A 24,220-nucleotide genomic window follows, 5' to 3' on the forward strand; every position below is an offset into this window, starting at 1 on the left:
CTCATCAACGCTATGATTATAGCGTCTCAGTGAAGGTACGTGCGATAACGTCACGTTGCTGTTCTTGAGTCAATGAGTTGAAACGAACAGCGTAACCAGAAACACGAATCGTCAGTTGCGGATACTTCTCAGGGTGTGCAACGGCATCTTCAAGAGTTTCACGCTTAAGAACGTTCACATTTAGGTGCTGACCGCCTTCGATGCGAGGTGCTGTTTCAATCGCAACTTCACGGCTTTCATACTCACCAAGGTCGCTGACCGCGATAACTTGATCTGCTTGGTAGCCTGCGTTAGCGGCAACGCAACGTGCTTCATTCTTTTCATTATCGAGTAACCAGATAGAATTTAGTAGGTTGTCGTTTGCTGCTTTTGTAATTTGAATGCCTTGAATCATCACTATCTCCTAGTCCACTTAAGTGGCGTTATTGGTGTTTATTTTCTAACTTTGTTGAGTTGGTTATTATATAGCTAATATCCTTAAAATTAATATTGATTTGGGTCAAAAAACAACGATAAACATTGATAGTGTGGGGTTTATTTTATTGATTTAAATCAATAAAGCATTTAAAAACAACGAGTTCTACTTTTTTTTAATGCATAAAATATTTTTTATATATTATTTTGTTGTAATTTTACTACATTTTTAGCGCGTGTTTGACCTAAGTAACAGAAAATCAGACAATTGAAGTCCAATGTTGAAAGTACAAAGTGATTTAATGACAAATAGAATTCAGGGCCGTGGAATGAAATTTATTGGTGCTCATGTATCGGCCTCTGGCGGAGTTGACCAAGCCCCATTGAGAGCGAGAGAAATTGGAGCAAATGCATTTGCTTTATTCACTAAAAACCAGCGCCAGTGGGTTGCTAAACCGCTCGAAGAGGCAACCATTCGCGCTTTTAAGGCTAACTGCCACATGCTTGGTTTTAAAAGTGAACACATTTTGCCGCATGATTCATACCTTATTAATCTGGGCGCGCCAGAAGCCGATAAGCTTGCTAAGTCACGCGAAGCTTTTATTGATGAAATGCAACGTTGCCAGCAACTGGGGCTGACGCTTCTGAATTTTCATCCGGGTAGTCACCTTAAACAAGTCTCAGAAAGTGAATGTCTTGCGACAATTGCAGAATCGATAAACCTTGCACATCAAGCCGTGCCTGAGGTCGTTGCTGTGATTGAAAACACCGCAGGGCAGGGGACGAATCTAGGCTGGCGTTTCGAACATTTAGCCGAAATTATCCAGCAAGTTGAGGATAAATCGCGAGTAGGTGTGTGCCTTGACACGTGTCATACTTTTACTGCAGGTTATGATTTGCGCACAGTTGAGGCGTGCGAGGCAACCTTTTCAGAGTTTGATAGCGTGGTGGGAATGCACTACTTATGTGCAATGCACATCAACGACTCAAAGGCAAAGTTTGCCAGCCGTGTTGACCGCCATCATTCTCTAGGGCAAGGCGAAATTGGTTGGCCATGCTTTGAATTTATTGCCAAAGATGCAAGGTTTGATGGTATCCCATTGATTTTAGAGACAATCGATCCTGACATTTGGGCCCAAGAAATTCAAACATTAAGAGATCTACACGCACAATCGGTGGATTCAGTAGCATCTTAAATAAGTTGGCATCTTTCTTTCATAAAGACAAAGGCATAGCCGCGTCAAAATGAAGGAGGATGTCACTATGTTTCATATGATCTCACGTTCACCATCAATAGCTCGACCACCAGTCCGATTGCCTATACCTAACCGACATGTGAACGGTCAAGGGCATACACGAACGCCACAAAAATCACATTAACTGGCAAAAGCTCTGTGACATTGACTCATGCAGTGGTGGCTTTTTATGGTTACAATGCTGTAATTAGTTAATTTGCAGAGCGTTGTTATGACTCAATCATTGACTTGGCACGATGTTATCGGCCATGAAAAACAGCAGGAGTATTTTCAACAGACGATAGCGTTTGTTGAAAAGGAAAGGCTGGCGGGGAAAGTGATTTATCCACCTGCTGCTGACGTGTTTAATGCGTTTCGTTTTACCGAATTTGGCGATGTTAAGGTTGTGATTTTAGGGCAAGATCCTTATCACGGGCCAAATCAGGCTCATGGGTTATGTTTTTCGGTGTTACCCGGCGTTAAAACCCCACCTTCACTGGTGAATATCTACAAAGAGCTGGTGCAAGATATCCCCGGTTTTGTTACTCCTCAGCACGGTTACCTAAAAAGTTGGGCCGAGCAAGGGGTGCTATTGCTCAATACCGTATTGACCGTTGAACAAGGTATGGCGCATTCGCACGCTAATACTGGTTGGGAAACCTTTACCGACCGGGTGATTGAGGCGGTAAATCAGCAGCGTGAAGGTGTTGTCTTCCTGTTGTGGGGTTCACACGCGCAGAAGAAAGGCAGCATGATTGATCGCAGTAAACATCATGTATTAGTAGCACCGCATCCTTCTCCTCTTTCTGCGCATCGAGGCTTTTTGGGCTGTAAACATTTTTCAAAGACTAATCAATTGCTTATTGAGCAGGGAAAAGCGCCTGTGAATTGGCAACCCGTATTGGATAAGTGATTAATTGATGTTTTTTCGAGCAGGGTCAAAACAAGCACGCTGAAGCTTTTATACACTTATCTAAAATAAGTGTAATGGAGAAGCACAATGATGATTGAAAGGATCCGTAGAGAACACGGGTATATGGCGCGTTTGCTTGCCATTTTGCGAGATAAACAACGGCAATTGAGTAATGAACAAAGTATCAACTACTCTTTAGTGAGAGAGATTATTGACTACTTGGCGACACATTCAGAGTCAGTACACCACCCCAAAGAAGATATTCTCTATCACTATTATATTGATCATTATGGTCAACATAATGATATTCAAAATTTAGCGAGAGAACATGTAGAACTTTCTGAGAAAACTCATGCTTTTCTAGAGATTGTCGATATGATTTTGCAAGATGCTGTTGTACCACAGCACGTGTTCATCGAGCAGCTTGATGCATTTATTTCTTCCCAGAAGCGTCATCTGGAGTTAGAAGAACAATCGGTTTTACCCTTGATCAGCCGCACCTTTAATGTGACTGATTGGCAAGCTGTGGAGGCGAGCTGGCAACAATCCGAAGATGATCCAGTATTTGGTGAGACAATTGCGGAGCAGTACCAACAATTAGCTCACCGAGTTCGACAAACCGCACAAGAGTGCCAGTAATCTCTGCTGATTCAGTTAAACAAAAAGGCACTGTTGAAGTGCCTTTTTACTCAGAGTTTTATTTGATCAGCCTCGAAGCAGACATCCATCTCCATCAATTCTCTTTGTAACCGTTTTTGATCCTGAATCGCTTCAATTTCTCGCCACATTCTTTTTACTGGTTTAGTGCGACTAGAGCGGAGTTTTGTGATTTCCATTTCCAACATTTCGTCAAATTGCAAGCTTTCCATAAGCAACCTCTTGTTGTTGTTATTACGCCATGTCGTGCTCTCTAGATAGCACAGTTTTCGCTAGCCTAGCTATGATTTGTTTCTCATTTGTTTCCTTTTGATGAACCTTTTATTGGATTTTGACCAGAATTTCACAGTTTCAGTGGGATTCTTTAGTACAAAAAGGGAGCGGTTAAGCGACGCAAACGATTTTATTTGCATTTTGAAATGTTAAATAAATGTTGTTTTGAAAATTTACAATTGCCTGGTTGGTTGTTTTATGACCATTCAATAAAAAATTATCATAAATTTATGCAAGATTTAGTGGTGAAACTGATTAGCCCTTTATTCTCAAGGGGTGAGATTAAGTGAGTGCAACTGGGTTTTTATGGTTGTTTTTTATCTTTCAATGTTTCCAGTTTGGGTTGTTTTGGTTGCTAGGATGTTGCTGTGTTGGTTTGTTAAATGTTAATCAAAGGTGATTTTATAGTGAAAAATAACATTTTAACTAAACTTGTTGCATATTGATTTTTGTTCTTTCAGGTTGCATTATCCGCCCGTCAAAAATACGTTGCCCCTTCAAAAGTTGAGACTCCTCACTTTTTGGACGAATAAAATGCATTGCATAATATCGATAAAAACATGCTGGTTAGAACGTTGACTCGCAGCATGTGCATTTTTTCGTGAAGCTTTTCGCTTAGGTCAGCGCTATCACTCTATGAGAGGTTCTTGTGACAGACTTAATCAATTTAATGAATGATTTACTTTGGGGATCCATCCTTGTTTATCTTTTAGTCGGTGTTGGTGTGTACTTCACCGTTCGCCTAGGATTCATTCAATTTCGCCATTTCGGCCACATGTTTAGTGTGTTGAAAAACAGCCGCAAAGCAGATAAAGCCGGTATTTCTTCTTTCCAAGCACTTTGTACTAGCCTTGCTGCGCGTGTTGGTACGGGAAACATGGCCGGTGTAGCCGTTGCTTTAACGGCGGGTGGTCCAGGCGCGATTTTCTGGATGTGGTTGATTGCTATGCTTGGTATGGCGACTTCATTTGCTGAAAGTACGTTGGCTCAGCTATACAAAACCCGTGACAAAGATGGTAACTACCGCGGTGGCCCTGCGTACTATATGGAAAAAGGCCTTGGTATGCGTTGGATGGGTGTCCTGTTTTCCATCTTCCTGATTATTGCTTTTGGCCTAGTATTCAATGCCGTTCAAGCTAATTCAATTGCAGGAGCTATGAAAAATGCTTTTGGATTTGATCCGCTGTATGTCGGTATCTTCATCGTTGCAATTTCGGCTTTCGTCATTTTTGGTGGTATCCGTAAAATTGCGCGTACCGCTGAGTTGATTGTACCTTTCATGGCATTAGCTTACTTAGCGATTGCGATGTTTGTCATGGTCACTAATATAGAAAAGCTACCAGCCGTATTAAGCCTTATTTTCAAAAGTGCATTTGGCCTTCAAGAAGCGGCCGCAGGCGGTTTAGGTTACGCGATTGCTCAAGCCATGATTAACGGCATCAAACGCGGTCTGTTTTCCAATGAAGCGGGTATGGGTTCAGCACCTAATGCAGCGGCTTCTGCAACGCCTTATCCGCCGCATCCTGCTTCTCAAGGTTACGTGCAAATGTTGGGTGTTTTTATTGATACGATTGTGATCTGTTCAGCAACCGTCGCCATTATTTTGATGTCGGGTGAATATGTACCGCACGGTGAAATTACCGGTATCGAGCTGACTCAGCGCGCATTAAGCTCACAAGTGGGCAGTTGGGGTGGGATTTTTGTTGCTTTTGCGATTTTCTTCTTCGCCTTTACTTCAATTATTGCCAACTACTCTTATGCCGAAACGAACCTGATTTTCTTAGAGCACAACAATAAGAAAGGGTTAACGTTGTTCCGTATTGTTTTCCTTGCCATGGTGATGTTTGGATCATTGGCGACCTTGCCTACCGTATGGGCAATGGCGGATGTCTCGATGGGGTTAATGGCGATTGTTAACTTGGTGGCGATCATTCTGCTCTCTGGCATTGTGATTAAGCTTGCGAAAGATTATAACCGTCAGCTAGCAGCAGGTAAGGTTCCCACCTTCGATGCTAATGATTACCCTGAGTTAAAATCTCAGTTGGAAGATGGCATTTGGTACAACAACAAATAGCCTGTTATCGTTACTGACGATTAAATAGATTGAAAAAGCCATGCAGACACCGCATGGCTTTTTTTGTACTCTGTGAGCCATAAAATAAGAATAGAAAGGAAGGAAAATTATGCTCATTGTTGTTTCCCCAGCCAAGACGTTAGATTACGAATCCCCGTTGGTGACAAGCAAATATACTCAGCCGGAGCTTATTGACCATTCAGCTCAGTTGATCGATGTTTGCCGTCAATTGACTCCTGCCGACATCTCAGCGTTGATGAAAGTGAGCGATAAAATCGCTGGGCTCAACGTGGCTCGCTTTGCGCAGTGGAGCCCAACCTTCACGTTGGATAATGCACGCCCCGCCATTTTGGCGTTTAAAGGGGATGTTTATACAGGATTTGAAGCAGAAACGTTATCGGATGCCGGATTTGAATATGCCCAACAGCATTTAAGAATGCTCTCTGGCTTGTATGGTGTATTGAAACCACTGGATCTGATGCAACCATACCGTTTGGAGATGGGCACGAGATTGGATAACCCGAGGGGGACTAACCTGTACCAGTTTTGGGGAGATATCATTACCGATAAACTCAATCAAGCTCTGAAAGAGCAAGGCGATGATGTGTTGATTAATCTCGCTTCCAACGAGTATTTTAAAGCGGTTAATCCGAAAAAGCTTAAGGGGAGCATCATTACTCCGGTATTTAAGGATTGTAAGAAAGGGCAATACAAAGTCATTAGCTTCTATGCTAAGAAGGCTCGTGGCATGATGGCGCGCTACATTATCGATAAACAAATCTCTTCTGTAGAGCAATTGGCTCAGTTTGACAGTGCTGGCTACTATTTTGTAGAACAGGAGTCATCAGCAACTGAGTTGGTCTTTAAACGCGAAGAGCAGTGATGTAAGAGAGGCGGTTATGTGGCAGTGGTTGAAAAAGCAGGTTGCGCGTTATGATCTCTGGTGTGAGAACATGGGTTTAACACCAGATAAAAAACGTAGCTGTGTTCCTTATCGTCAAGATCCTGTTCAGAGTAAAGAACGTGAGCGAGAATAAGAAGCTGCGTTTATTTGATACGCATTGCCATCTCGATTTTTCTATCTTTGAGAGTGAGTTTGAACACCATTTACACTTAGCTCGCCAGCAGGGGGTTGAGAAAATAGTGATTCCCGCCGTTGGTCCAAGTAACTGGCAGCGAGTGGCCGAGCTTGCTAACGGTTATCCTGAACTCTATTTTGCTCTCGGTTTCCATCCCTGTTTTTTATCAACCTCTTCCCCTGCGGATATCGACGAGCTTGAGCAAAAGCTACTTCAAAAACCAGCTCAATGCGTGGCTCTGGGGGAGTGTGGCTTAGATTTTGCGACTGATATTGCTCCTGCTTTGCAAGAAACAATGTTTGAAATGCAACTAGAGCTTGCGAAACGAGCCAGACTTCCATTGATATTACACAGCCGCAAAGCGCACAACCGCCTAATACAACTGTTAAAAAAGCATCAATTTAACCAAGGTGGAGTGCTGCATGCTTTTTCTGGCAGCGTTCAACAGGCAAACCAGTTTATTGAACTGGGTTTTAAGATTGGCGTGGGTGGTGTTATTACCTATCCAAGAGCCAACAAAACCCGTCTTACTATTGCGGCACTCCCCATCGAAAGTTTAGTGCTAGAAACGGATGCTCCTGATATGCCACTCAATGGTTTTCAAGGGCAAGCGAATCACCCACAAAAACTGCCGATTATCCTGCAAACGCTTGCGTTGCTGAAGAACCAATCAGAGCAAACGGTTGCTGATGTTTTGTGGAAAAACAGCCATTCTCTGTTCTTTCTGGTGTGAATAAATTCGAAATGAAATGTAGGTTTAATGATTCTAGTATCAGTAAATATTGAACGTGCTCACATAAATGAGTGAATGGGCAGTGAATCTTATAAGAAAGTGTGAGGCTGGCATTACTTTATCTTAGTGGTGATGAGTATAATCACCCCGCTTCATGAGCTCCATTTTATAACACGCCAACAATAACCTAATAAGGAAATCATAAACTATGAGCCTGTTTATGAGCCTAGTCGGTATGGCAGTTCTGCTAGGACTTGCAGTTCTACTGTCTGATAACCGCAAAGCTATCAATCTAAGAACAGTGGGTGGCGCTTTTGCTATCCAATTTATTATCGGTGGTTTCGTTCTTTACGTACCATGGGGTCGTGATCTCCTTGCAGGTTTCTCTGCGGGTGTTCAAAACGTCATCGACTTCGGTAAAGACGGTACTGGTTTTCTATTCGGCAGCCTAGTTAACTTTTCAGTTGACGGTATTGGCTTCATCTTTGCTTTCCAAGTTCTACCTACTCTAATCTTCTTCTCGGCACTTATCTCTGTGCTTTACTACATTGGCGTTATGCAATGGGTAATTAAGATTCTAGGTGGTGGTTTACAAAAAGCACTCGGTACCTCTCGTGCAGAATCGATGTCTGCTGCAGCCAACATTTTCGTAGGTCAAACAGAAGCGCCACTCGTGGTTCGTCCGTTTGTACCTAAAATGACTCAATCTGAGCTGTTTGCAGTAATGTGTGGTGGTTTGGCTTCAGTTGCGGGTGGTGTACTTGCTGGTTACGCATCGATGGGTGTACCGCTAGAGTACCTTGTTGCAGCCTCTTTCATGGCAGCACCGGGTGGTCTACTGTTTGCAAAAATCATCAAACCAGAAACCGATACTCCAGATGAAGAGCTGGGTAACGATATGGATGGCAATGATAAACCTGCCAACGTAATCGATGCTGCTGCTGGTGGTGCTTCTGTTGGTCTGCAACTTGCGCTGAACGTAGGTGCAATGCTACTTGCCTTCGTTGGTCTAATCGCCTTAGTTAACGGTATGCTTGGTGGTGTGGGTGGTTGGTTCGGTATGCCTGAACTGACTCTAGAACTACTGCTTGGTTGGCTTTTCTCTCCATTAGCATTCCTGATTGGTGTGCCATGGGAAGAAGCAACGCTAGCGGGCTCTTTCATCGGTCAAAAACTGGTTGTAAACGAATTTGTTGCTTATCTAAACTTCGTACCTTACGTGGGTGAGAACGCACAGATCGTTGCTGCTACTGGTGCGGTGATGTCTGAGAAAACTCAAGCTATCATCTCATTTGCACTGTGTGGCTTCGCCAACCTTTCTTCTGTTGCGATTCTACTCGGTGGTTTAGGTGGTCTTGCTCCTAACCGTCGTCACGATATCGCGAAGATGGGTGTAAAAGCCGTTTGTGCTGGTACACTGTCTAACTTAATGGCAGCAACCATTGCTGGCTTCTTCCTTTCTTTCTAATTAAATAAGAGAAAGAGATATAGACGCCGTTTAACATCGCCCCGTAGCAAGAGATTGCTGCGGGGCTTTTTTGTTTTGGCGAAAGGAATACTTTGATTCACTCTTTAGTCGGGTGGTCAGTGTTTATCACCTCAAGCTCTCTTTTATAAGTTAGCTTTTAATGGATAGATCAGAGTTTATCGGTAAACGAGATTATCGTTGACGCTGATCTTTTTTGAGATACAAACCGTTTGCTCTATGAATGACGCTACAGTTTTGTAGTGAAAATCTATACTGTATCAGTGAGATTCATTTTCAATAGAAGAGTGAAGATATCAGCTAGCGCCAATCAATACATGGAGTATGATTTGACGCAAAGGCAGCCCGTTTTATCATGTCGTGTTGCTTTGATATAAATTAGATACGGGTATAAGTTACACACGGATATACGTTAGACACGGCGATGAGTGCAAATAAGCGGCATATCATGGTTGTGCCATAGGCCAAATTGGTACTGTGCGGTGACAGGGATAGCAATTGAAATGCAAGTGCATTTCGAGTCTTCAAGGAACCAAGTCCGTTCATTTGTGGCTAGCAAGCCATCTCGCTCTCAACACTGAGCGTGGTTTACTAGTGAACTATTTGAATATATTGATCGGAGATAGAAATGAGCGATTTAAAAGCAGCCGCACTACGTGCACTGAAATTGATGGATTTGACTACGCTAAACGATGATGACACGGATGCGAAAGTGATTGCCCTTTGTCATGATGCCAAAACGGCTGTAGGTAATACCGCTGCAATTTGTATTTACCCTCGCTTTATTCCTATTGCGAAGAAGACACTTCGCGAGCAAGGCACGCCAGAGATTCGTATCGCAACCGTTACCAACTTCCCACACGGTAATGATGATATTGAGATTGCCATTGCGGAAACTAAAGCCGCCGTTGCGTATGGTGCTGATGAAGTCGACGTTGTGTTCCCTTACCGCGCATTAATCGCCGGTAATGAGCAAGTCGGTTTTGATCTTGTTAAGCAATGTAAAGCCGCGTGTGGTGACATTCTGCTTAAAGTGATCATCGAAACTGGTGAGCTAAAAGAAGAAGCATTAATCAAAAAAGCGTCTCAAATCTGTATTGAAGCGGGCGCTGATTTCATCAAAACCTCAACGGGGAAAGTCCCTGTGAATGCAACACCAGAATACGCACGTATGATGCTAGAAGTGATTCGCGATATGGGCGTTGCCAAAACTGTAGGTTTTAAACCTGCGGGCGGTGTACGCACAGCGCAAGATGCTGCATTGTATCTCGCGATGGCTGATGAGCTACTTGGCGCAGATTGGGCCGACAGCATGCACTACCGTTTTGGGGCCTCAAGCCTGCTAACCAATCTTTTGAATACATTAGAAGTAACAGACCAAAAAGCCGATCCAGCTGCGTATTAATTATGCGCTGAAGTAGGACTGATAATAATAAGTCTGACTCGTGGAGCTGAGCCATCAGCTCCCGATTACCTCTTTACCTTACTGACCAAAGCATCATGCTTGGGAGGCAACTAATGTATTCAACTCAACCTTTTTTACCTCAAGAAATTATTCGCAAAAAGCGTGACGGCGAGATCCTCACCACCGAAGAAATTAACTTTTTTATTCAAGGTGTGGCGAATAATACCGTCTCCGAAGGCCAAATTGCGGCCTTTGCCATGACGATTTTCTTCAATGAAATGACTATGCCAGAGCGCATTGCACTGACGTGCGCCATGCGTGATTCTGGAATGGTGATCAACTGGGATGCGATGAACTTCGGTGGTCCTATCGTTGATAAACACTCAACTGGCGGCGTAGGCGATGTCACTTCGTTGATGCTTGGCCCCATGGTTGCAGCCTGCGGCGGTTTTGTTCCTATGATTTCAGGGCGTGGCCTTGGTCATACGGGCGGCACGCTGGATAAATTGGAGTCGATTCCCGGTTATAACACCACGCCAAGTAATGACGTATTTGGTCAAGTAACCAAAGAAGCGGGCGTTGCTATCATCGGCCAAACAGGTGAGCTCGCGCCAGCGGATAAACGCGTATACGCCACACGTGACATTACCGCAACGGTCGACAATATTTCACTCATCACCGCCTCGATTCTTTCTAAAAAATTAGCCGCTGGGTTAGATTCCTTGGTGATGGATGTCAAAGTCGGTTCTGGCGCATTTATGCCGACTTACGAAGCTTCTGAAGAGTTGGCTAAATCTATCGTCGCAGTGGCTAACGGCGCCGGTACGAAAACCACGGCTATTTTGACGGATATGAACCAAGTGCTGGCCTCTTCGGCAGGTAATGCCCTTGAAGTGCGTGAAGCGGTACGCTTTTTAACTGGTGAATATCGCAACCCTCGCTTACTGGAAATTACCTTGGCCTCTTGCGTTGAGATGTTGTTGTTAGGCAATTTAGCAAAAGACAGCAATGATGCTCGTGCGAAACTGATGTCCGTTCTTAATAACGGAAAAGCGGCTGAATGCTTTGGCAAAATGGTCAAAGGGTTAGGCGGCCCCGCTGATTTTGTTGAAAACTACGATCACTATCTTGAAAAAACCGAGCTGGTTAAGCCCGTTTACGCTCTAGAAAGTGGCGCCGTATCGGCAATGGATACTCGCGCGATTGGCATGGCCGTGGTGGAGATGGGCGGTGGACGCCGCGTCGCAACTGACACTATTGATTACGCGGTTGGGTTTGACCAATTTATTCGCCTAGGTGAAGTTGCCGATAGCAGCAAGCCGTTGGCGGTGATCCATGCGCGTAATGAAGCGCAATGGCAACAAGCGGCCAAAGCATTACAAAGCGCCATTCAAATTGGCGGAGAATACACACCAACACCCGATGTCTACGGCCAAATTCGCGCAGAAGACGTATAAAAATATCGGTTGGAGAGAGCAATGAAAAGAGCATTTATTTTAGTATTAGATTCATTTGGTATCGGCGAAACCGCTGATGCACCACAATTTGGTGATGTTGGCGCTGACACTTTGGGCCACATCGCAGACCAATGTGCTAAAGGCGAAGCGAATAATGCGGATCGCCAGGGACCATTGACGCTGCCAAACTTATCGAAACTGGGGCTTGCCATGGCGCATAAAGAGTCAACGGGGCGTTTTGCTCCGGGGCTTGATGCCAACGCTGATATTATCGGTGCGTACGGCCACGCCGCTGAGCTTTCATCAGGTAAAGATACTCCTTCGGGTCACTGGGAAATTGCTGGTGTTCCTGTGCTGTTTGAATGGGGTTATTTCAGCGATAAGCAAAATAGTTTCCCGAAAGAGCTGACAGATCGCATTATTGAACGCGCAGGTTTGGATGGTTTTCTTGGTAACTGCCATGCATCAGGCACTCAGGTTTTAGATGATTTGGGTGAAGAGCACATGAAAACGGGTAAACCGATTTTCTATACCTCAGCTGACTCAGTGTTCCAAATAGCTTGTCACGAAGAGACGTTTGGTCTTGATCGTTTGTTAGAACTTTGCCAGATCGCACGTGAAGAATTGGCGGATTACAACATTGGCCGCGTGATTGCGCGCCCGTTCATTGGCCCGAAAGCGGGAGAATTTGCTCGTACTGGCAACCGTCGCGATTTATCCGTTGAGCCGCCAGCGGCGACCGTGCTGCAAAAATTGGTTGATGAGAAGCAAGGTAACGTGGTTTCTATTGGTAAAATTGCTGATATTTACGCCTACTGCGGCATCACTCATAAAGTCAAAGCGACAGGCATCCCGGCTTTATTTGATGCAACACTAGAACAAATCAAACAAGCGAAAGATAACACCATCGTCTTCACTAACTTCGTTGATTTTGATTCTGCTTATGGTCATCGCCGTGATGTAGCGGGCTACGCTGCGGCACTGGAGTACTTTGACAAGCGTCTACCACAAGTGCTTGAGTTAATGGAAGAGGACGATGTACTTATTCTTACAGCGGACCATGGTTGCGATCCAACTTGGCCGGGTACGGATCATACGCGCGAGCACATTCCAGTCTTGATTTATGGGCATAAAGTGGCCCCCGGTTCATTGGGCCGCCGTGAGACGTTTGCTGATATTGGTCAGTCACTGGCGCACTATTTCGGTACGTCTGCGATGGATTACGGCACCAATTTCTTACAGTAAGCGTAGCGATTCATTTTTTGAGGATGAATAGAGAGATCACTCTCTATTCTTTGGTCAATTTAGATAAAGGATACTTTTAATGGCAACTCCACATATTAATGCTGAAATGGGTGCATTTGCAGACGTCGTTTTAATGCCGGGTGACCCACTTCGCGCAAAATACATCGCAGAAACTTTCCTTGATGATGTGGTTCAAGTGTGTGATGTCCGTAACATGTTTGGTTATACAGGTACATACAAAGGTCGTAAAATTTCGGTAATGGGCCATGGCATGGGGATCCCTTCATGCTCAATTTACGTGACGGAACTTATCAAAGATTTTGGCGTGAAAAAAGTGATCCGTGTCGGAAGCTGTGGTGCGGTCAGCGACGATATCAAAGTGCGTGATGTTGTTATTGGTATGGGGGCTTGTACCGATTCCAAAGTTAACCGCATCCGTTTTAAAGACCACGACTTTGCTGCGATTGCCGATTACAAAATGGTTAAAGCCGCAGAAGAGGCGGCTACGGCGCGTGGTATTAACGTGAAAGTGGGTAACTTGTTCTCTGCAGAGCTTTTCTACACGCCAGATCCAGAGATGTTCGATGTGATGGATAAATACGGCATTGTTGGTGTAGAAATGGAAGCGGCGGGAATCTACGGCGTAGCGGCGGAATATGGCGCAAAAGCACTGACGATTTGCACTGTCTCTGATCACATCAAAACTGGCGAGCAAACGACGTCAGAAGAGCGTCAAAACACTTTCAATGAAATGATTGAAATTGCGTTAGATTCAGTATTGATTGGCGACGCTCAATAATCTTCTTTTATAAAAAAACCTCAGTGTCGCAACTGAGGTTTTTTTATTTACAAAGCCTGCTAGGTCATATCATCCACATTCTGTAGCAGCAGGTTCTCTCCACCACTCTTTGGCTTTCGGCGCAGCAGTAGCAGTGTGAGCAATACACCGCTGACAAAGCTGGTTAGCAGCATGAGATACATGTAGCGATCACTTTTACGATAGTGGTGATCTGAAATTGCGGTGACGCGGCCAGTTTCAAAAGTAATGCGGATAAAACCAATGATACTGCTTTCATGATAGACAGGCTCAACCAGTTGCTGACGGCCAATGCTGGCCGTGCGCAGTGGTGTATCCAATCCTAATACTTCGCGTACGCTTAACGCGTTATCGCTGGCGGCTAATTTGACCCCTTCGGAATCATAAATGGTGGCATCAAACACCAGTTTGTCTTGAGCTAACTGGTTGGTAAGGGCTAGCAGGCGCTCTTGATCTTGCTCTGATATCATGCTGCCCGCAGATAATGATGCCTGTGAAATCAAAACCTTAGTTAATGTTTCTAGTTGGTTGGCCTGAATTCGTTCGTTACCTTTACTGATCACAACGCTGTTTTTTACGGTAAAGAAGAACATGCCTGCTAATAAAATGACGGTAAGCACACGAATTGCGACGCGAAATGAAAATAAAGAGCCGTCCATAACCCACCTGATTGGATAAATAAAAACTTTACTCATATTGAGACTTGCGTTTTTAAATTGCAATAGGGTAACGTCAGGGGCATACACCCATTTATTGATACTCGAGCATTGAATCGAGTTGATCCCATTTTGCTTGTGGTGCGTTTAAGCAGGCTGAAGGAAAGGATTGATTAAGGAATGATAAACATGGATGCCCTCAAAACATTGCCGATCAAAAGGCACACAACGCTGCTCAACCGCTTGCCTGAAACTCGTTTCTCTTCACAATTTGACAAAGCAAAAGCAAGTTGGATTGTTTTTGCACCTTATCTCTCCACTCAACACTTTGATGATATTGACTTTTTTACCGGTTACTACAACGCTGTCCTCGATATGTGGAAAGTGGGGCATTATGAAGTGGCGCTGATGTCAGGTGAGCTGACGACAGAGCACGAGAAAATTTTACAAGGGCTCGAAATTGATTATGCCCGTTTGTGTGAAGTACCAGACCTTTCTAAACCGGGTTTGATTGTGATGGATATGGACTCCACGGTGATTCAAATTGAATGCATTGATGAGATAGCTAAGTTAGCGGGTGTCGGAGAGGAGGTAGCTGAAGTCACTGAGCGAGCGATGCAAGGTGAATTGGATTTTGAGCAAAGCTTGCGTCAGCGGGTTGGAAAGCTTGCTGGTGCCGATGAGTCGATTCTTGAAGCGGTTCGCTCTACATTACCCATGATGCCCGATTTACGTGAACTGGTGGCGACACTGCATGCATTGGGGTGGAAAACGGCGATTGCATCCGGTGGCTTTACCTATTTTTCAGATTATTTAAAAAGCGAACTGCAACTTGATCATGCGCAATCCAATACGTTGGAAATTGTTGATGGCAAGCTTACTGGTCAAGTGCTAGGTGATGTCGTTTCGGCACAAACCAAAGCCGATATTTTGGTTGAGTTAGCACAACGTTATGAGATTGAATTGCACAATACTGTCGCGGTTGGCGATGGGGCGAATGATTTAGTTATGATGGCTGCTGCGGGGTTAGGGGTTGCTTATCATGCTAAACCTAAAGTTGAAGAAAAAGCACAAGCGGCGGTCCGTTTTGCAGGCCTTGGTGGCGTGCTCTGTATTCTCTCTGCCTCATTGGTGAAGCAGCAAAAACTCAGTTGGAAAGTGAAGCCTTAAGTAAAGCTCAACAGCAAGAGATAAGAGAGTGAGCGATGCCCACTCTCTCTTTTACCCACACTCTCTTTTACAAAAGTCAGTCGCTTTTACAAGGTCAGCTCTAAGCGGATCAATACTTCTTCTGTAATATCGATCACCTCTCCATAACCAATGATTGAGGTGATCTCTTTTTCTAGCGTACGAGCGTGATGAAGACTAATTTGTGCCAACTCATTGAGATCACTGCGCAGCAGCGTAGTGATTGGGTCAAAGACGGGTGCACTGCAAATCCTCAAGATGTAAATTTCACCCATGTGCTGCGCTTTTTGAATGAAATCAATACGCTCTTTAGTGTTTTCAAAATCACTTAATAATTTCGATTGGATTGATTGAATACGCGTGCCAAATTTGATTGCCGCAATATAAACGTCGTGATATTGCGGTATCGCTCCTTCAATGCGCCGCATCGGTTTAGCCAGTAGCGTATTGGTGTGACCTTTGAATATTGGCTCTAACGTGATGCGATTTTCTTGGCCTAATTTAGCCAGTAACACCAGATGAGGCGGCAAGGGATAATTCACGCCAATCACTTTAGGGCGTAAATTTGCACCGTGTTTATCAACGAAAATTGGCGAACTTATCATCTTATCAAGCAAAATGTTGTGCAACCCTTCCAGCAAGTTATGACTTGGTAGCACTTCTTCTTTCTGTAACAACTTATCTTGATTGTTTTCAATAATGCTATTGAAAAAAGCGATTGTTTTGATGGTATGTATATTTTCTTCTATCACCAATTGTAGACGCCGACCTTCGGGCCCAATACGAATGACATTATAGGGAAGGCTATGCAGTGGCAGCTTTTTGTCGTAAAGCTGTAATTCGTGGTAATTGATGGTGACGTTATCGCCTGCTTTCACGGGTAGTGGTGTATCCACAATAATACTTAAACCACGTTTGGATAAATCAATCGTGTGGCCTGTTGCATTTACTCCAGAGTCTGAGGTGATGGTTAGCGGTGTCTTGAATTGGTAACGAGGCTCTTTTCTACGCGAGCGAGCATCAAAATAAATGCCTGTAGGTTGGCCAATGATCTGCCTTGGATGACGAAATTTATTGAGTTCGCTATTGGGTAAATTGGGTTTGTCAGTCAATAGGTAATCTTTTGCCGAATCCTCATCGCCAATTTCTTGTAAAACGCCACAGTGCGTTAAGTGGCTTGAGCGATCTGACAATTCATGGGCATGAACCGCAAGTTCTTGACGCTCTTCATCCGAGAGTTCAAAGACAAATAAGCGAAACGCTTTCCAACTTTGTCGACGAGCGCCAACATGCCAAAACATTTTTCTTTGTTCACGGTTGGCCTCGGGCATCATCATTGAAAAAAAGAGCGTTTTTTCCTGATGTTCATGCTTAAAAGCATAAAGCACATTATTGCTACCCCGCATCCCCGGCTTGGTTAACTGTTCCATCCGCTCTTTATTGAATAACGAACCGAGTGCTTGTTGATTACGCTCGTCGTGCCAGTATTGCCAGATCGGTTGGTTATTTTCAGTCAGCAGCACCAACTTCAATTCACTGCCACTAAAAAACACTGGTAAGTTACAGGTGTGTTTTAAATAGGTGTGCTCGTAACCACGGGTTCGAGCTCGGATGAGTTTATCTTGGTTATCGTGGCGCGCTTTTTGAGTGTTATTTTGCAGCGATTCAGTAATCACTTTTTCGATGATGTTAGTGTCGGAAAGTTTTAGTGTACGCAGAAATTTCACGGCATCGTTATCGTAAGACTCATCAATACCTAAAATACGATATTCAATGGCGTGGTGCAGTCCAACCACTTCTGACGTTTTGTTGAGTTCGGAAAAATAGACTTGGATCACCTCACCAAGCTTGTAGTTAAAAGCGGCGGGAACTTTAAATTTTGCACCCGAAACGGATAGATCAACACTGAGGCCATTGACCAACTGTTTACTAGGTAGGTGAATTTCAACTTGTGAGGTGACTTTTAAGCGATTTTCTTGACGCTTGAGATCATAACCAAGCTTAATTGGCTCAGCCTCAAAAAACGTACTGCCACCACCGTCTTTTTGTGGGTTTTGGGCACCACGTTGTTGCATCACGCGGAAGTTGTTTGGCGTATTGTTTAATGCTTCCCATACACCTTCCGTATACGCACCAAATTTTTTGACCCCTTTGTGATAGGCGTTAAAGGCCACATCGTCGAACCAATGTTTGCGGCCATCTAATTCATATTCGCGGCATTCCCCTTGTACCCGACCTCGCAAGTCTATGCTTTTAACACAAGGAGCCATGATGCGATTGAGCTCCATTTTGACCAGTAATTTCGCTGACGGGGATTCATCTTCTGTCATTTGAGAAAGAAGATGTTCAAAATCAGATGAACGGTAAGCTGGGATCAAACGCTCTGCGATTGATAGAATTTCAGATTGCTGCATACTTTTCTGTTAGAGTGTCCGTCTTAAAGATTAATCGGCATCGTTATCATAATCTTTAGTTATCTGTTGCGAAGGTTCAACCTTTATTTAAACGTAAATCAACCTATATCACTTCATGATTACTTAACAGTTTAATCTTTAAGCTTGAAAAGTATAGGTTACCAACAAGAAACAGGAATTGTTGAGGAAGCATGGCAAAAGCAAAACGCGCCTATGTATGTAATGATTGCGGCGCAGATTTTCCGCGTTGGCAAGGTCAATGTAGTGCTTGTGGTGCATGGAATACTATCACCGAAGTACGCTTGGCAGCATCGCCGCAGGTTGCACGTAATGAGCGACTAGGTGGTTACGCTGGGGCGGTAACGGAATCACAAGTCCAAGTACTGTCGGATATTAATCTGCAGGAAGTCCCACGGTTTTCTAGCGGCTTTAAAGAGTTGGACCGTGTATTGGGTGGTGGTGTCGTACCCGGCGCGGCGATTTTAATCGGTGGTAACCCTGGCGCTGGGAAATCGACTTTATTGCTGCAAACCATGTGTCAGCTCGCGGCGTCAATGCCTGCTTTGTATGTCACGGGTGAAGAATCGCTTCAGCAAGTCGCGATGCGAGCCTCTCGTCTTGGTTTACCTAAAGATAAGCTTAAAATGCTGTCGGAAACCAATGTAGATCGCATTTGCCAAATCGCTGAAAAAGAGCAGCCCCGCATCATGGTCATAGACTCAATTCAAGTGATGCATGTGGCCGACGTCCAATCCTCTCCCGGTACGGTGGCACAAGTGCGCGAGTCTGCGACAACGCTCACACGCTACGCTAAGCAAAATAACGTTGCCGTATTTTTAGTCGGACACGTTACTAAAGACGGTTCTTTGGCTGGTCCAAAAGTGCTAGAGCATATTATTGACTGCTCGGTATTGCTCGACGGAGGGACTGATAGTCGTTTTCGTACATTGCGCAGTCACAAGAACCGATTTGGTGCGGTCAATGAACTCGGCGTTTTTGCCATGACGGGACAGGGCTTGCGTGAAGTGAGTAATCCTTCTGCCATTTTCCTTTCACGAGGCGAAGAAGATACTTCGGGCAGTTCGGTGATGGTTGTATGGGAAGGAACGCGTCCACTGCTAGTAGAGATCCAAGCACTGGTTGACTATTCACAATTAGCAAACCCAAGGCGAGTCGCCGTTGGGCTTGAGCAAAATCGCTTATCTTTATTATTGGCTGTGCTTCACAAGCACGGTGGCTTACAAATGTCCGATCAAGATGTGTTTGTTAATGTGGTTGGTGGCGTTAAAGTGACGGAAACAAGCGCCGACTTAGCACTTCTCATGGCACTGCTTTCAAGCTTCAGAGATAAACCACTTGCTAAAGATGTTGTCGTGTTTGGCGAAGTCGGTTTGGCCGGAGAAATTCGCCCAGTACCTAGTGGTCAAGAGCGATTAAATGAAGCATTTAAACATGGTTTTAAGAAAGCAATTATTCCGATGGCGAATATGCCTAAAGGTGGAATACCGGGCATGCAATTGCACGGTGTGAAGAAATTATCTGAAGCAATTGAAGCATTTGATGAGTTATAAATCTTAATTAAACTCGCCTCTTTTACGGTTATGACCTATATTTCACCGACAGTTCGTAACCGTACTATATTTTTTTTCAAGCAAGCGTATGCAAGGGTATCAGTCTTGACAGATTGTGATATACTCTGCGCGCACTTTATACCTTATTAACAGAGTAAGACAATGGCAGATTTATCAAAATACAGAAACATTGGTATTTTCGCGCACGTTGATGCCGGTAAAACCACTACCACTGAGCGTATTCTTAAGCTTACTGGTAAAATCCACCGTACAGGTGAAGTACACGATGGCGCTTCTACCATGGATTTCATGGATCAAGAAGCTGAACGCGGTATCACAATTCAATCAGCAGCGACGACTTGTTTCTGGAAAGATCACCGTTTTAACGTTATCGATACTCCTGGGCACGTTGACTTCACAGTTGAAGTTTATCGTTCTCTGAAAGTTCTTGATGGCGGTGTTGGTGTATTCTGTGGTTCTGGCGGTGTTGAACCTCAGTCAGAAACTAACTGGCGTTACGCGAACGATTCAGAAGTAGCTCGTCTGATCTTCGTAAACAAACTAGACCGTATGGGTGCAGACTTCTTCCGCGTTGTAGGACAAGTGAAGAAAGTTCTTGGCGCAAACCCACTTGTTATGACTCTTCCAATTGGTCGTGAAGACGAATTCGTTGGCGTTGTTGACGTATTAAACCGTCAAGCTTACGTTTGGGATGATTCAGGTCAGCCAGAAAACTACGAAATCAAAGAAATTCCAGCAGACATGGTAGAGCAAGTTGAAGAATACCGTGAAATGCTAATCGAAACTGCAGTAGAGCAAGACGACGAGCTAATGATGGCTTATATGGAAGGCGAAGAGCCAACTATTGAGCAACTAAAAGCTTGTATCCGTAAGGGTACTCGTGAATTAGCGTTCTTCCCTACATTCTGTGGTTCAGCATTCAAAAACAAAGGCATGCAACTTCTACTAGATGCCGTTGTTGATTATCTTCCAGCTCCAGCTGAAGTTGTACCTCAAGATCTGACTGATCCTGAAACAGGTGAGCCTACTGGTAAAGTTGCAACAGTTTCTGTTGACGAACCATTCCGCGCACTTGCATTCAAGATCATGGATGACCGTTTTGGTGCCCTAACGTTTATCCGTATTTATTCTGGTAAACTGAAGAAAGGTGACACCATTCTTAACAGTGCTACTGGTAAGACTGAGCGTATTGGCCGTATGGTTGAGATGCACGCGAACGATCGTAACGAACTTGATTCCGCTCAAGCGGGTGATATCATCGCTATCGTTGGTATGAAAAACGTGAAAACTGGTCACACTCTATGTGATCCTAAACACGAATGTACTCTTGAGCCAATGATTTTCCCAACGCCTGTAATCTCTATCGCTGTTGCTCCTAAAGACAAAGGCGGTTCTGAGAAGTTAGGTATTGCGCTAGGTAAAATGGTTTCAGAAGATCCATCATTCCAAGTTGAGTCTGATGAAGAAACTGGCGAAACCATCCTAAAAGGTATGGGTGAACTTCACCTAGATATCAAAGTTGATATCCTTAAGCGTACACACGGCATTGATCTTATCGTTGGTGCTCCTCAAGTTGCTTACCGTGAAACTATCACTAAAGCAATTGAAGACAGCTATACGCATAAGAAACAGTCTGGTGGTTCTGGTCAGTTCGGTAAGATCGACTACCGTATCAAACCAGGTGAGCCAAATTCAGGTTTCACGTTCAAATCAGTAGTTGTTGGTGGTAACGTACCTAAAGAATTCTGGCCTGCGGTAGAGAAAGGCTTTAAGTCTATGATGGACCAAGGTGTTCTTGCTGGGTTCCCTGTACTAGACGTTGAAGTTGAACTGTTCGACGGTGGCTTCCACGCAGTTGACTCATCTGCAATCGCATTTGAAATCGCAGCGAAAGGTGCATTCCGTCAATCTATGCCTAAAGCTGGCGCTCAACTTCTAGAGCCAATTATGCACGTTGACGTGTTTACTCCAGAAGATCACGTTGGTGATGTTATCGGTGACCTTAACCGTCGTCGTGGCATGATTAAAGATCAAGAAGCTGGCGTAACAGGTGTACGTATTAAAGCGAACGTTCCTCTATCTGAAATGTTTGGTTATATCGGTCACCTACGTACAATGACATCTGGTCGTGGTCAGTTCTCTATGGAGTTCTCACACTACGCTGCATGTCCTGCAAACGTTGCAGAGCAAGTTATTGCTGACGTTAAAGCACGTAAAGAAGCAGATAAGAAGTAATTCTTAAAAGCTAAGCTGAACGTAAAAAGCCCCACCAGTGAAAATTGGTGGGGCTTTTTTATGTAACAACGAAATAGAAAAGGGCATAAAAACCGATAAAAGCAGAACCGATAACAGTGGAAACTGCTGGGAGAAGGTAGTTTATACCACTCAATTCATATCGTTTAGTTAGCCCTTAAGGTTGATATAGATTTCTTCAACCTTAATACGTGCCCATTCAGTTTTACGTAAAAATTTCAAGCTTGATTTAATACTCGGATCCTTTTTAAAACAGTTAATATTGACCATGTAGCTGAGCTCTTCCCAGCCATAGTATTCAACGAGATCCGTGAGTAGTTTTTCTAAAGTGACCCCATGCAGCGGGTTATTATCTTGTGTCATGATCCAATTATTCAATAGCGTTATTTAAGCTAAGTATAGCAGGCACAGGAGTTAAATTAGGACAAAATATTAGGCAATATAGGAGGTTGTTAGTGTGAAAACTTGGTGTATTGGCAGGTTAGAGGCTAAGTCCAACCTGCTCAATTAGAATGGATTACTCTTCCCAAACAACCAGTTGTCCTTTTGGCCAATTGTGCCCCATTTCATGATATTTCTGTTCTAATACATGCCGCTTGATTTTTAAGGTAGGAGTGAGGACACCATTTTCGATTGACCATGGCTCCTTTATCATTAGCACGCCTTTGATTTGCTCATGCGACTCCAATTCCTCATTCATCCGCTTAATGACTTTTTGAGTAGTACGCTCATAACGAACGCGATCAAAATGAGGGAAATTATGTGGAACAACCAGCAAAATAGGGGCGGGAAGCCCTAAGCCAATCAGACACATCATCTCGACTCGAGTGTATTCGAACAGTTTATTTTCGATAGGTACGGGAGCCACAAACTTGCCTTTGGCTGTTTTAAAGGTGTCCTTTTTGCGCCCTTGAATGGTGAGATAACCTTCAGCATCAATAAAACCGATATCGCCAGTATGTAGCCATCCTTCTTTATCAAATGACTCTTGAGTTGCGATGTCATTTTTATAATAGCCAGAAAATAGTCCTTGGCTACGCACCATAATCTCATGATCATTATTAGCGATTTTAAGTTCGATTCCTGGGCCAGCTCGTCCAACCGACCCCAATTTGTCGGCTCTAAACGGGTAGTTCAGGGTGCTATAAGCAAAAGATTCTGTCATGCCCCAAGCTTCGGTAATGTTCAGCCCAATTTGGTGATACCACTCTAATAACGCCGGTGATACAGGAGCCGAGCCACAACCAAGCACACGTGCTTGATCAAGCCCTAAGCCATCAGCAAGTTTCTTCTTAATCAGCGTGCTTACAAAAGGGATCTTTAGCAGAAAATTGAGCTTTTTCTGCGGTAATTTGTCTTGAATGCGTTGCTGAAATAGAGTCCATAACCTTGGTACTGAGATAAAGAGTGTCGGGCGCTGCATTTTGACATCTTCAATAAAGGTGTCTAATGATTCAGGGAAAGCCGTTTGTACCCCACCCATGATGGAAGAGCCAAAAATATAAACACGTTCAGTAATATGAGCCAAAGGGAGGTAGGAAAATAAACGGTCGTTTTCTTGAATGCCAATGTGGTTTATAAGCTGCTGAGCTGACCAGCTAAATGCACCGTAGGTCAGCATAGCCCCTTTCGGCAAGCCCGACGTACCCGATGTATACACTAAAGACATCAACTTATTGTCATGATGTACAGGGCGTTCTGTGCTTGGCGGATAGTGCTCAATCAATTTTGTAAACAGGTGATCGCAAGTGGGAGCAGAATCATAGGGTAGCGCAATACTGATGATATCTGGCAAATGGCTCAATACTTGTTGGGTGGCTTGGCCGTTATCGAGTTTACCCACAATGACTATTTTTGTTTCGCTATGGGTGAGGCAGTATTCGATGGTATCGGCGCCAGCTGTTGGAAAAATGGGAACACTGACAAAGTCGCCGAGCATCATTGCGAGATCACACACAAACCATTCAGCGCAGTTTTTGGAAATGAGTGCAATTTTATCTTGGGGTTTTGCCCCTAGCGCTTGTAGCGCCGAGGCGAGCCTGAGTGCTTTATCGGCGACTTCAGCATAGGTGTATTCAACAAATTTTCGGTTAATAATTTGTCTTAAATAAACTTGGTTGGGGCGTTCCGCTGCCCATTTCAAGATCATTTCATTCGGTGGTGGGAGAGCACAAGTTGCTTTGCTTAACTCGTTAGGCTGAATCATTCTCTAACTCCATGTTATTGGCAAAAATATTATTATTCTTATGTTAATGTTTTGTTAACTTTAGCATGGTGGAATGGTTAGGTAAAAGAAGATTGTAGTTACTAAACGTTAAAGTTGCGCGCT

At 44.1% G+C, this 24,220-nt stretch carries 21 protein-coding genes; 15 read left to right on the forward strand and 6 right to left on the reverse strand.

Translation table 11 applies throughout. The features are described from left to right. Positions 1–16 precede the first annotated feature (16 nt). On the reverse strand, positions 17–394 hold the full coding sequence (gene grcA, locus AACV20_RS03540) for an autonomous glycyl radical cofactor GrcA (RefSeq protein ID WP_026027385.1): 378 nt from the start codon (positions 392–394) through the stop codon (positions 17–19). Between the two features lie 298 nt (positions 395–692). Between grcA and nfo the strand changes: the two genes are divergently transcribed. From nfo to AACV20_RS03555, 3 genes are all read left to right on the forward strand, one after another. Beyond that, positions 693–1,610 carry a deoxyribonuclease IV gene (gene nfo, locus AACV20_RS03545; RefSeq protein WP_170906896.1) on the forward strand — a complete coding sequence of 306 codons (918 nt, stop codon included), beginning with the start codon at positions 693–695 and terminating at the stop codon, positions 1,608–1,610. A gap of 271 nt (positions 1,611–1,881) precedes the next feature. Further along, a complete protein-coding gene (gene ung, locus AACV20_RS03550; protein WP_026027958.1) occupies positions 1,882–2,562 on the forward strand; it encodes a uracil-DNA glycosylase in 681 nt (226 codons plus the stop codon). An 87-nt stretch (positions 2,563–2,649) separates the two neighbouring features. After that, positions 2,650–3,201 (forward strand): hemerythrin domain-containing protein, encoded by a 552-nt coding sequence (locus tag AACV20_RS03555; RefSeq protein WP_017047477.1) that lies wholly within the window; start codon positions 2,650–2,652, stop codon positions 3,199–3,201. A gap of 50 nt (positions 3,202–3,251) precedes the next feature. Here AACV20_RS03555 and AACV20_RS03560 read toward each other — a convergent pair whose 3' ends face one another. After that, positions 3,252–3,431, reverse strand: coding sequence for a DUF3545 family protein (locus tag AACV20_RS03560; RefSeq protein ID WP_010318284.1), 180 nt, complete (start codon positions 3,429–3,431; stop codon positions 3,252–3,254). Between the two features lie 710 nt (positions 3,432–4,141). Between AACV20_RS03560 and AACV20_RS03565 the strand changes: the two genes are divergently transcribed. From AACV20_RS03565 to deoD, 9 genes are all read left to right on the forward strand, one after another. Further along, on the forward strand, positions 4,142–5,566 hold the full coding sequence (locus AACV20_RS03565; RefSeq protein ID WP_013856119.1) for an alanine/glycine:cation symporter family protein: 1,425 nt from the start codon (positions 4,142–4,144) through the stop codon (positions 5,564–5,566). Between the two features lie 109 nt (positions 5,567–5,675). After that, positions 5,676–6,449 carry a peroxide stress protein YaaA gene (yaaA, locus tag AACV20_RS03570; protein ID WP_047691605.1) on the forward strand — a complete coding sequence of 258 codons (774 nt, stop codon included), beginning with the start codon at positions 5,676–5,678 and terminating at the stop codon, positions 6,447–6,449. Between the two features lie 16 nt (positions 6,450–6,465). Continuing rightward, positions 6,466–6,603, forward strand: coding sequence for a hypothetical protein (locus tag AACV20_RS03575; RefSeq protein WP_170906897.1), 138 nt, complete (start codon positions 6,466–6,468; stop codon positions 6,601–6,603). Further along, entirely contained in the window at positions 6,590–7,378 is a 789-nt protein-coding gene (locus AACV20_RS03580; RefSeq protein ID WP_170906898.1) for a TatD family hydrolase, read from the forward strand. The genes AACV20_RS03575 and AACV20_RS03580 overlap by 14 nt, the downstream gene beginning before the upstream one ends. A 208-nt stretch (positions 7,379–7,586) precedes the next feature. Continuing rightward, complete coding sequence (locus AACV20_RS03585; RefSeq protein ID WP_017046545.1) at positions 7,587–8,846, forward strand: NupC/NupG family nucleoside CNT transporter; 1,260 nt, start codon at positions 7,587–7,589, stop codon at positions 8,844–8,846. Positions 8,847–9,492: 646 nt separating this feature from the next. Next, positions 9,493–10,269 (forward strand): deoxyribose-phosphate aldolase, encoded by a 777-nt coding sequence (gene deoC / locus AACV20_RS03590; protein WP_094147773.1) that lies wholly within the window; start codon positions 9,493–9,495, stop codon positions 10,267–10,269. Positions 10,270–10,364: 95 nt separating this feature from the next. After that, complete coding sequence (gene deoA / locus AACV20_RS03595) at positions 10,365–11,726, forward strand: thymidine phosphorylase (protein ID WP_170906899.1); 1,362 nt, start codon at positions 10,365–10,367, stop codon at positions 11,724–11,726. 21 nt (positions 11,727–11,747) lie between these two features. Beyond that, the gene (locus tag AACV20_RS03600; protein WP_026027379.1) at positions 11,748–12,971 is read left to right on the forward strand and encodes a phosphopentomutase; all 1,224 of its coding nucleotides are present in this window, start codon (positions 11,748–11,750) and stop codon (positions 12,969–12,971) included. Positions 12,972–13,050: 79 nt separating this feature from the next. Beyond that, the gene (deoD, locus tag AACV20_RS03605; RefSeq protein ID WP_013856127.1) at positions 13,051–13,770 is read left to right on the forward strand and encodes a purine-nucleoside phosphorylase; all 720 of its coding nucleotides are present in this window, start codon (positions 13,051–13,053) and stop codon (positions 13,768–13,770) included. A 59-nt stretch (positions 13,771–13,829) separates the two neighbouring features. Here deoD and AACV20_RS03610 read toward each other — a convergent pair whose 3' ends face one another. Further along, on the reverse strand, positions 13,830–14,447 hold the full coding sequence (locus AACV20_RS03610) for a YtjB family periplasmic protein (RefSeq protein WP_026027378.1): 618 nt from the start codon (positions 14,445–14,447) through the stop codon (positions 13,830–13,832). A gap of 186 nt (positions 14,448–14,633) precedes the next feature. Here AACV20_RS03610 and serB point away from each other — a divergent pair, with 186 nt between their 5' ends. Next, positions 14,634–15,614 (forward strand): phosphoserine phosphatase, encoded by a 981-nt coding sequence (gene serB, locus AACV20_RS03615; protein ID WP_170889442.1) that lies wholly within the window; start codon positions 14,634–14,636, stop codon positions 15,612–15,614. An 86-nt stretch (positions 15,615–15,700) separates the two neighbouring features. On the opposite strand, the gene AACV20_RS03620 is transcribed toward serB, so the two are convergent. Continuing rightward, positions 15,701–18,046: a PilZ domain-containing protein gene (locus AACV20_RS03620; protein ID WP_170906900.1), complete on the reverse strand. Its 2,346-nt coding sequence runs from the start codon at positions 18,044–18,046 to the stop codon at positions 15,701–15,703. Between the two features lie 191 nt (positions 18,047–18,237). Here AACV20_RS03620 and radA point away from each other — a divergent pair, with 191 nt between their 5' ends. Further along, on the forward strand, positions 18,238–19,617 hold the full coding sequence (gene radA, locus AACV20_RS03625) for a DNA repair protein RadA (protein ID WP_013856131.1): 1,380 nt from the start codon (positions 18,238–18,240) through the stop codon (positions 19,615–19,617). A gap of 162 nt (positions 19,618–19,779) precedes the next feature. Further along, a complete protein-coding gene (fusA, locus tag AACV20_RS03630) occupies positions 19,780–21,873 on the forward strand; it encodes an elongation factor G (RefSeq protein WP_017043055.1) in 2,094 nt (697 codons plus the stop codon). Between the two features lie 168 nt (positions 21,874–22,041). Here fusA and AACV20_RS03635 read toward each other — a convergent pair whose 3' ends face one another. Then, positions 22,042–22,254, reverse strand: coding sequence for a VF530 family protein (locus tag AACV20_RS03635; protein ID WP_013856133.1), 213 nt, complete (start codon positions 22,252–22,254; stop codon positions 22,042–22,044). A 154-nt stretch (positions 22,255–22,408) separates the two neighbouring features. Beyond that, on the reverse strand, positions 22,409–24,097 hold the full coding sequence (locus AACV20_RS03640) for an AMP-binding protein (RefSeq protein ID WP_170906901.1): 1,689 nt from the start codon (positions 24,095–24,097) through the stop codon (positions 22,409–22,411). Positions 24,098–24,220: the final 123 nt, after the last annotated feature.

This window comes from Vibrio sp. B4-6, assembly GCF_963888245.1.
GTDB classification, from domain to species: Bacteria; Pseudomonadota; Gammaproteobacteria; order Enterobacterales; family Vibrionaceae; genus Vibrio; species Vibrio anguillarum.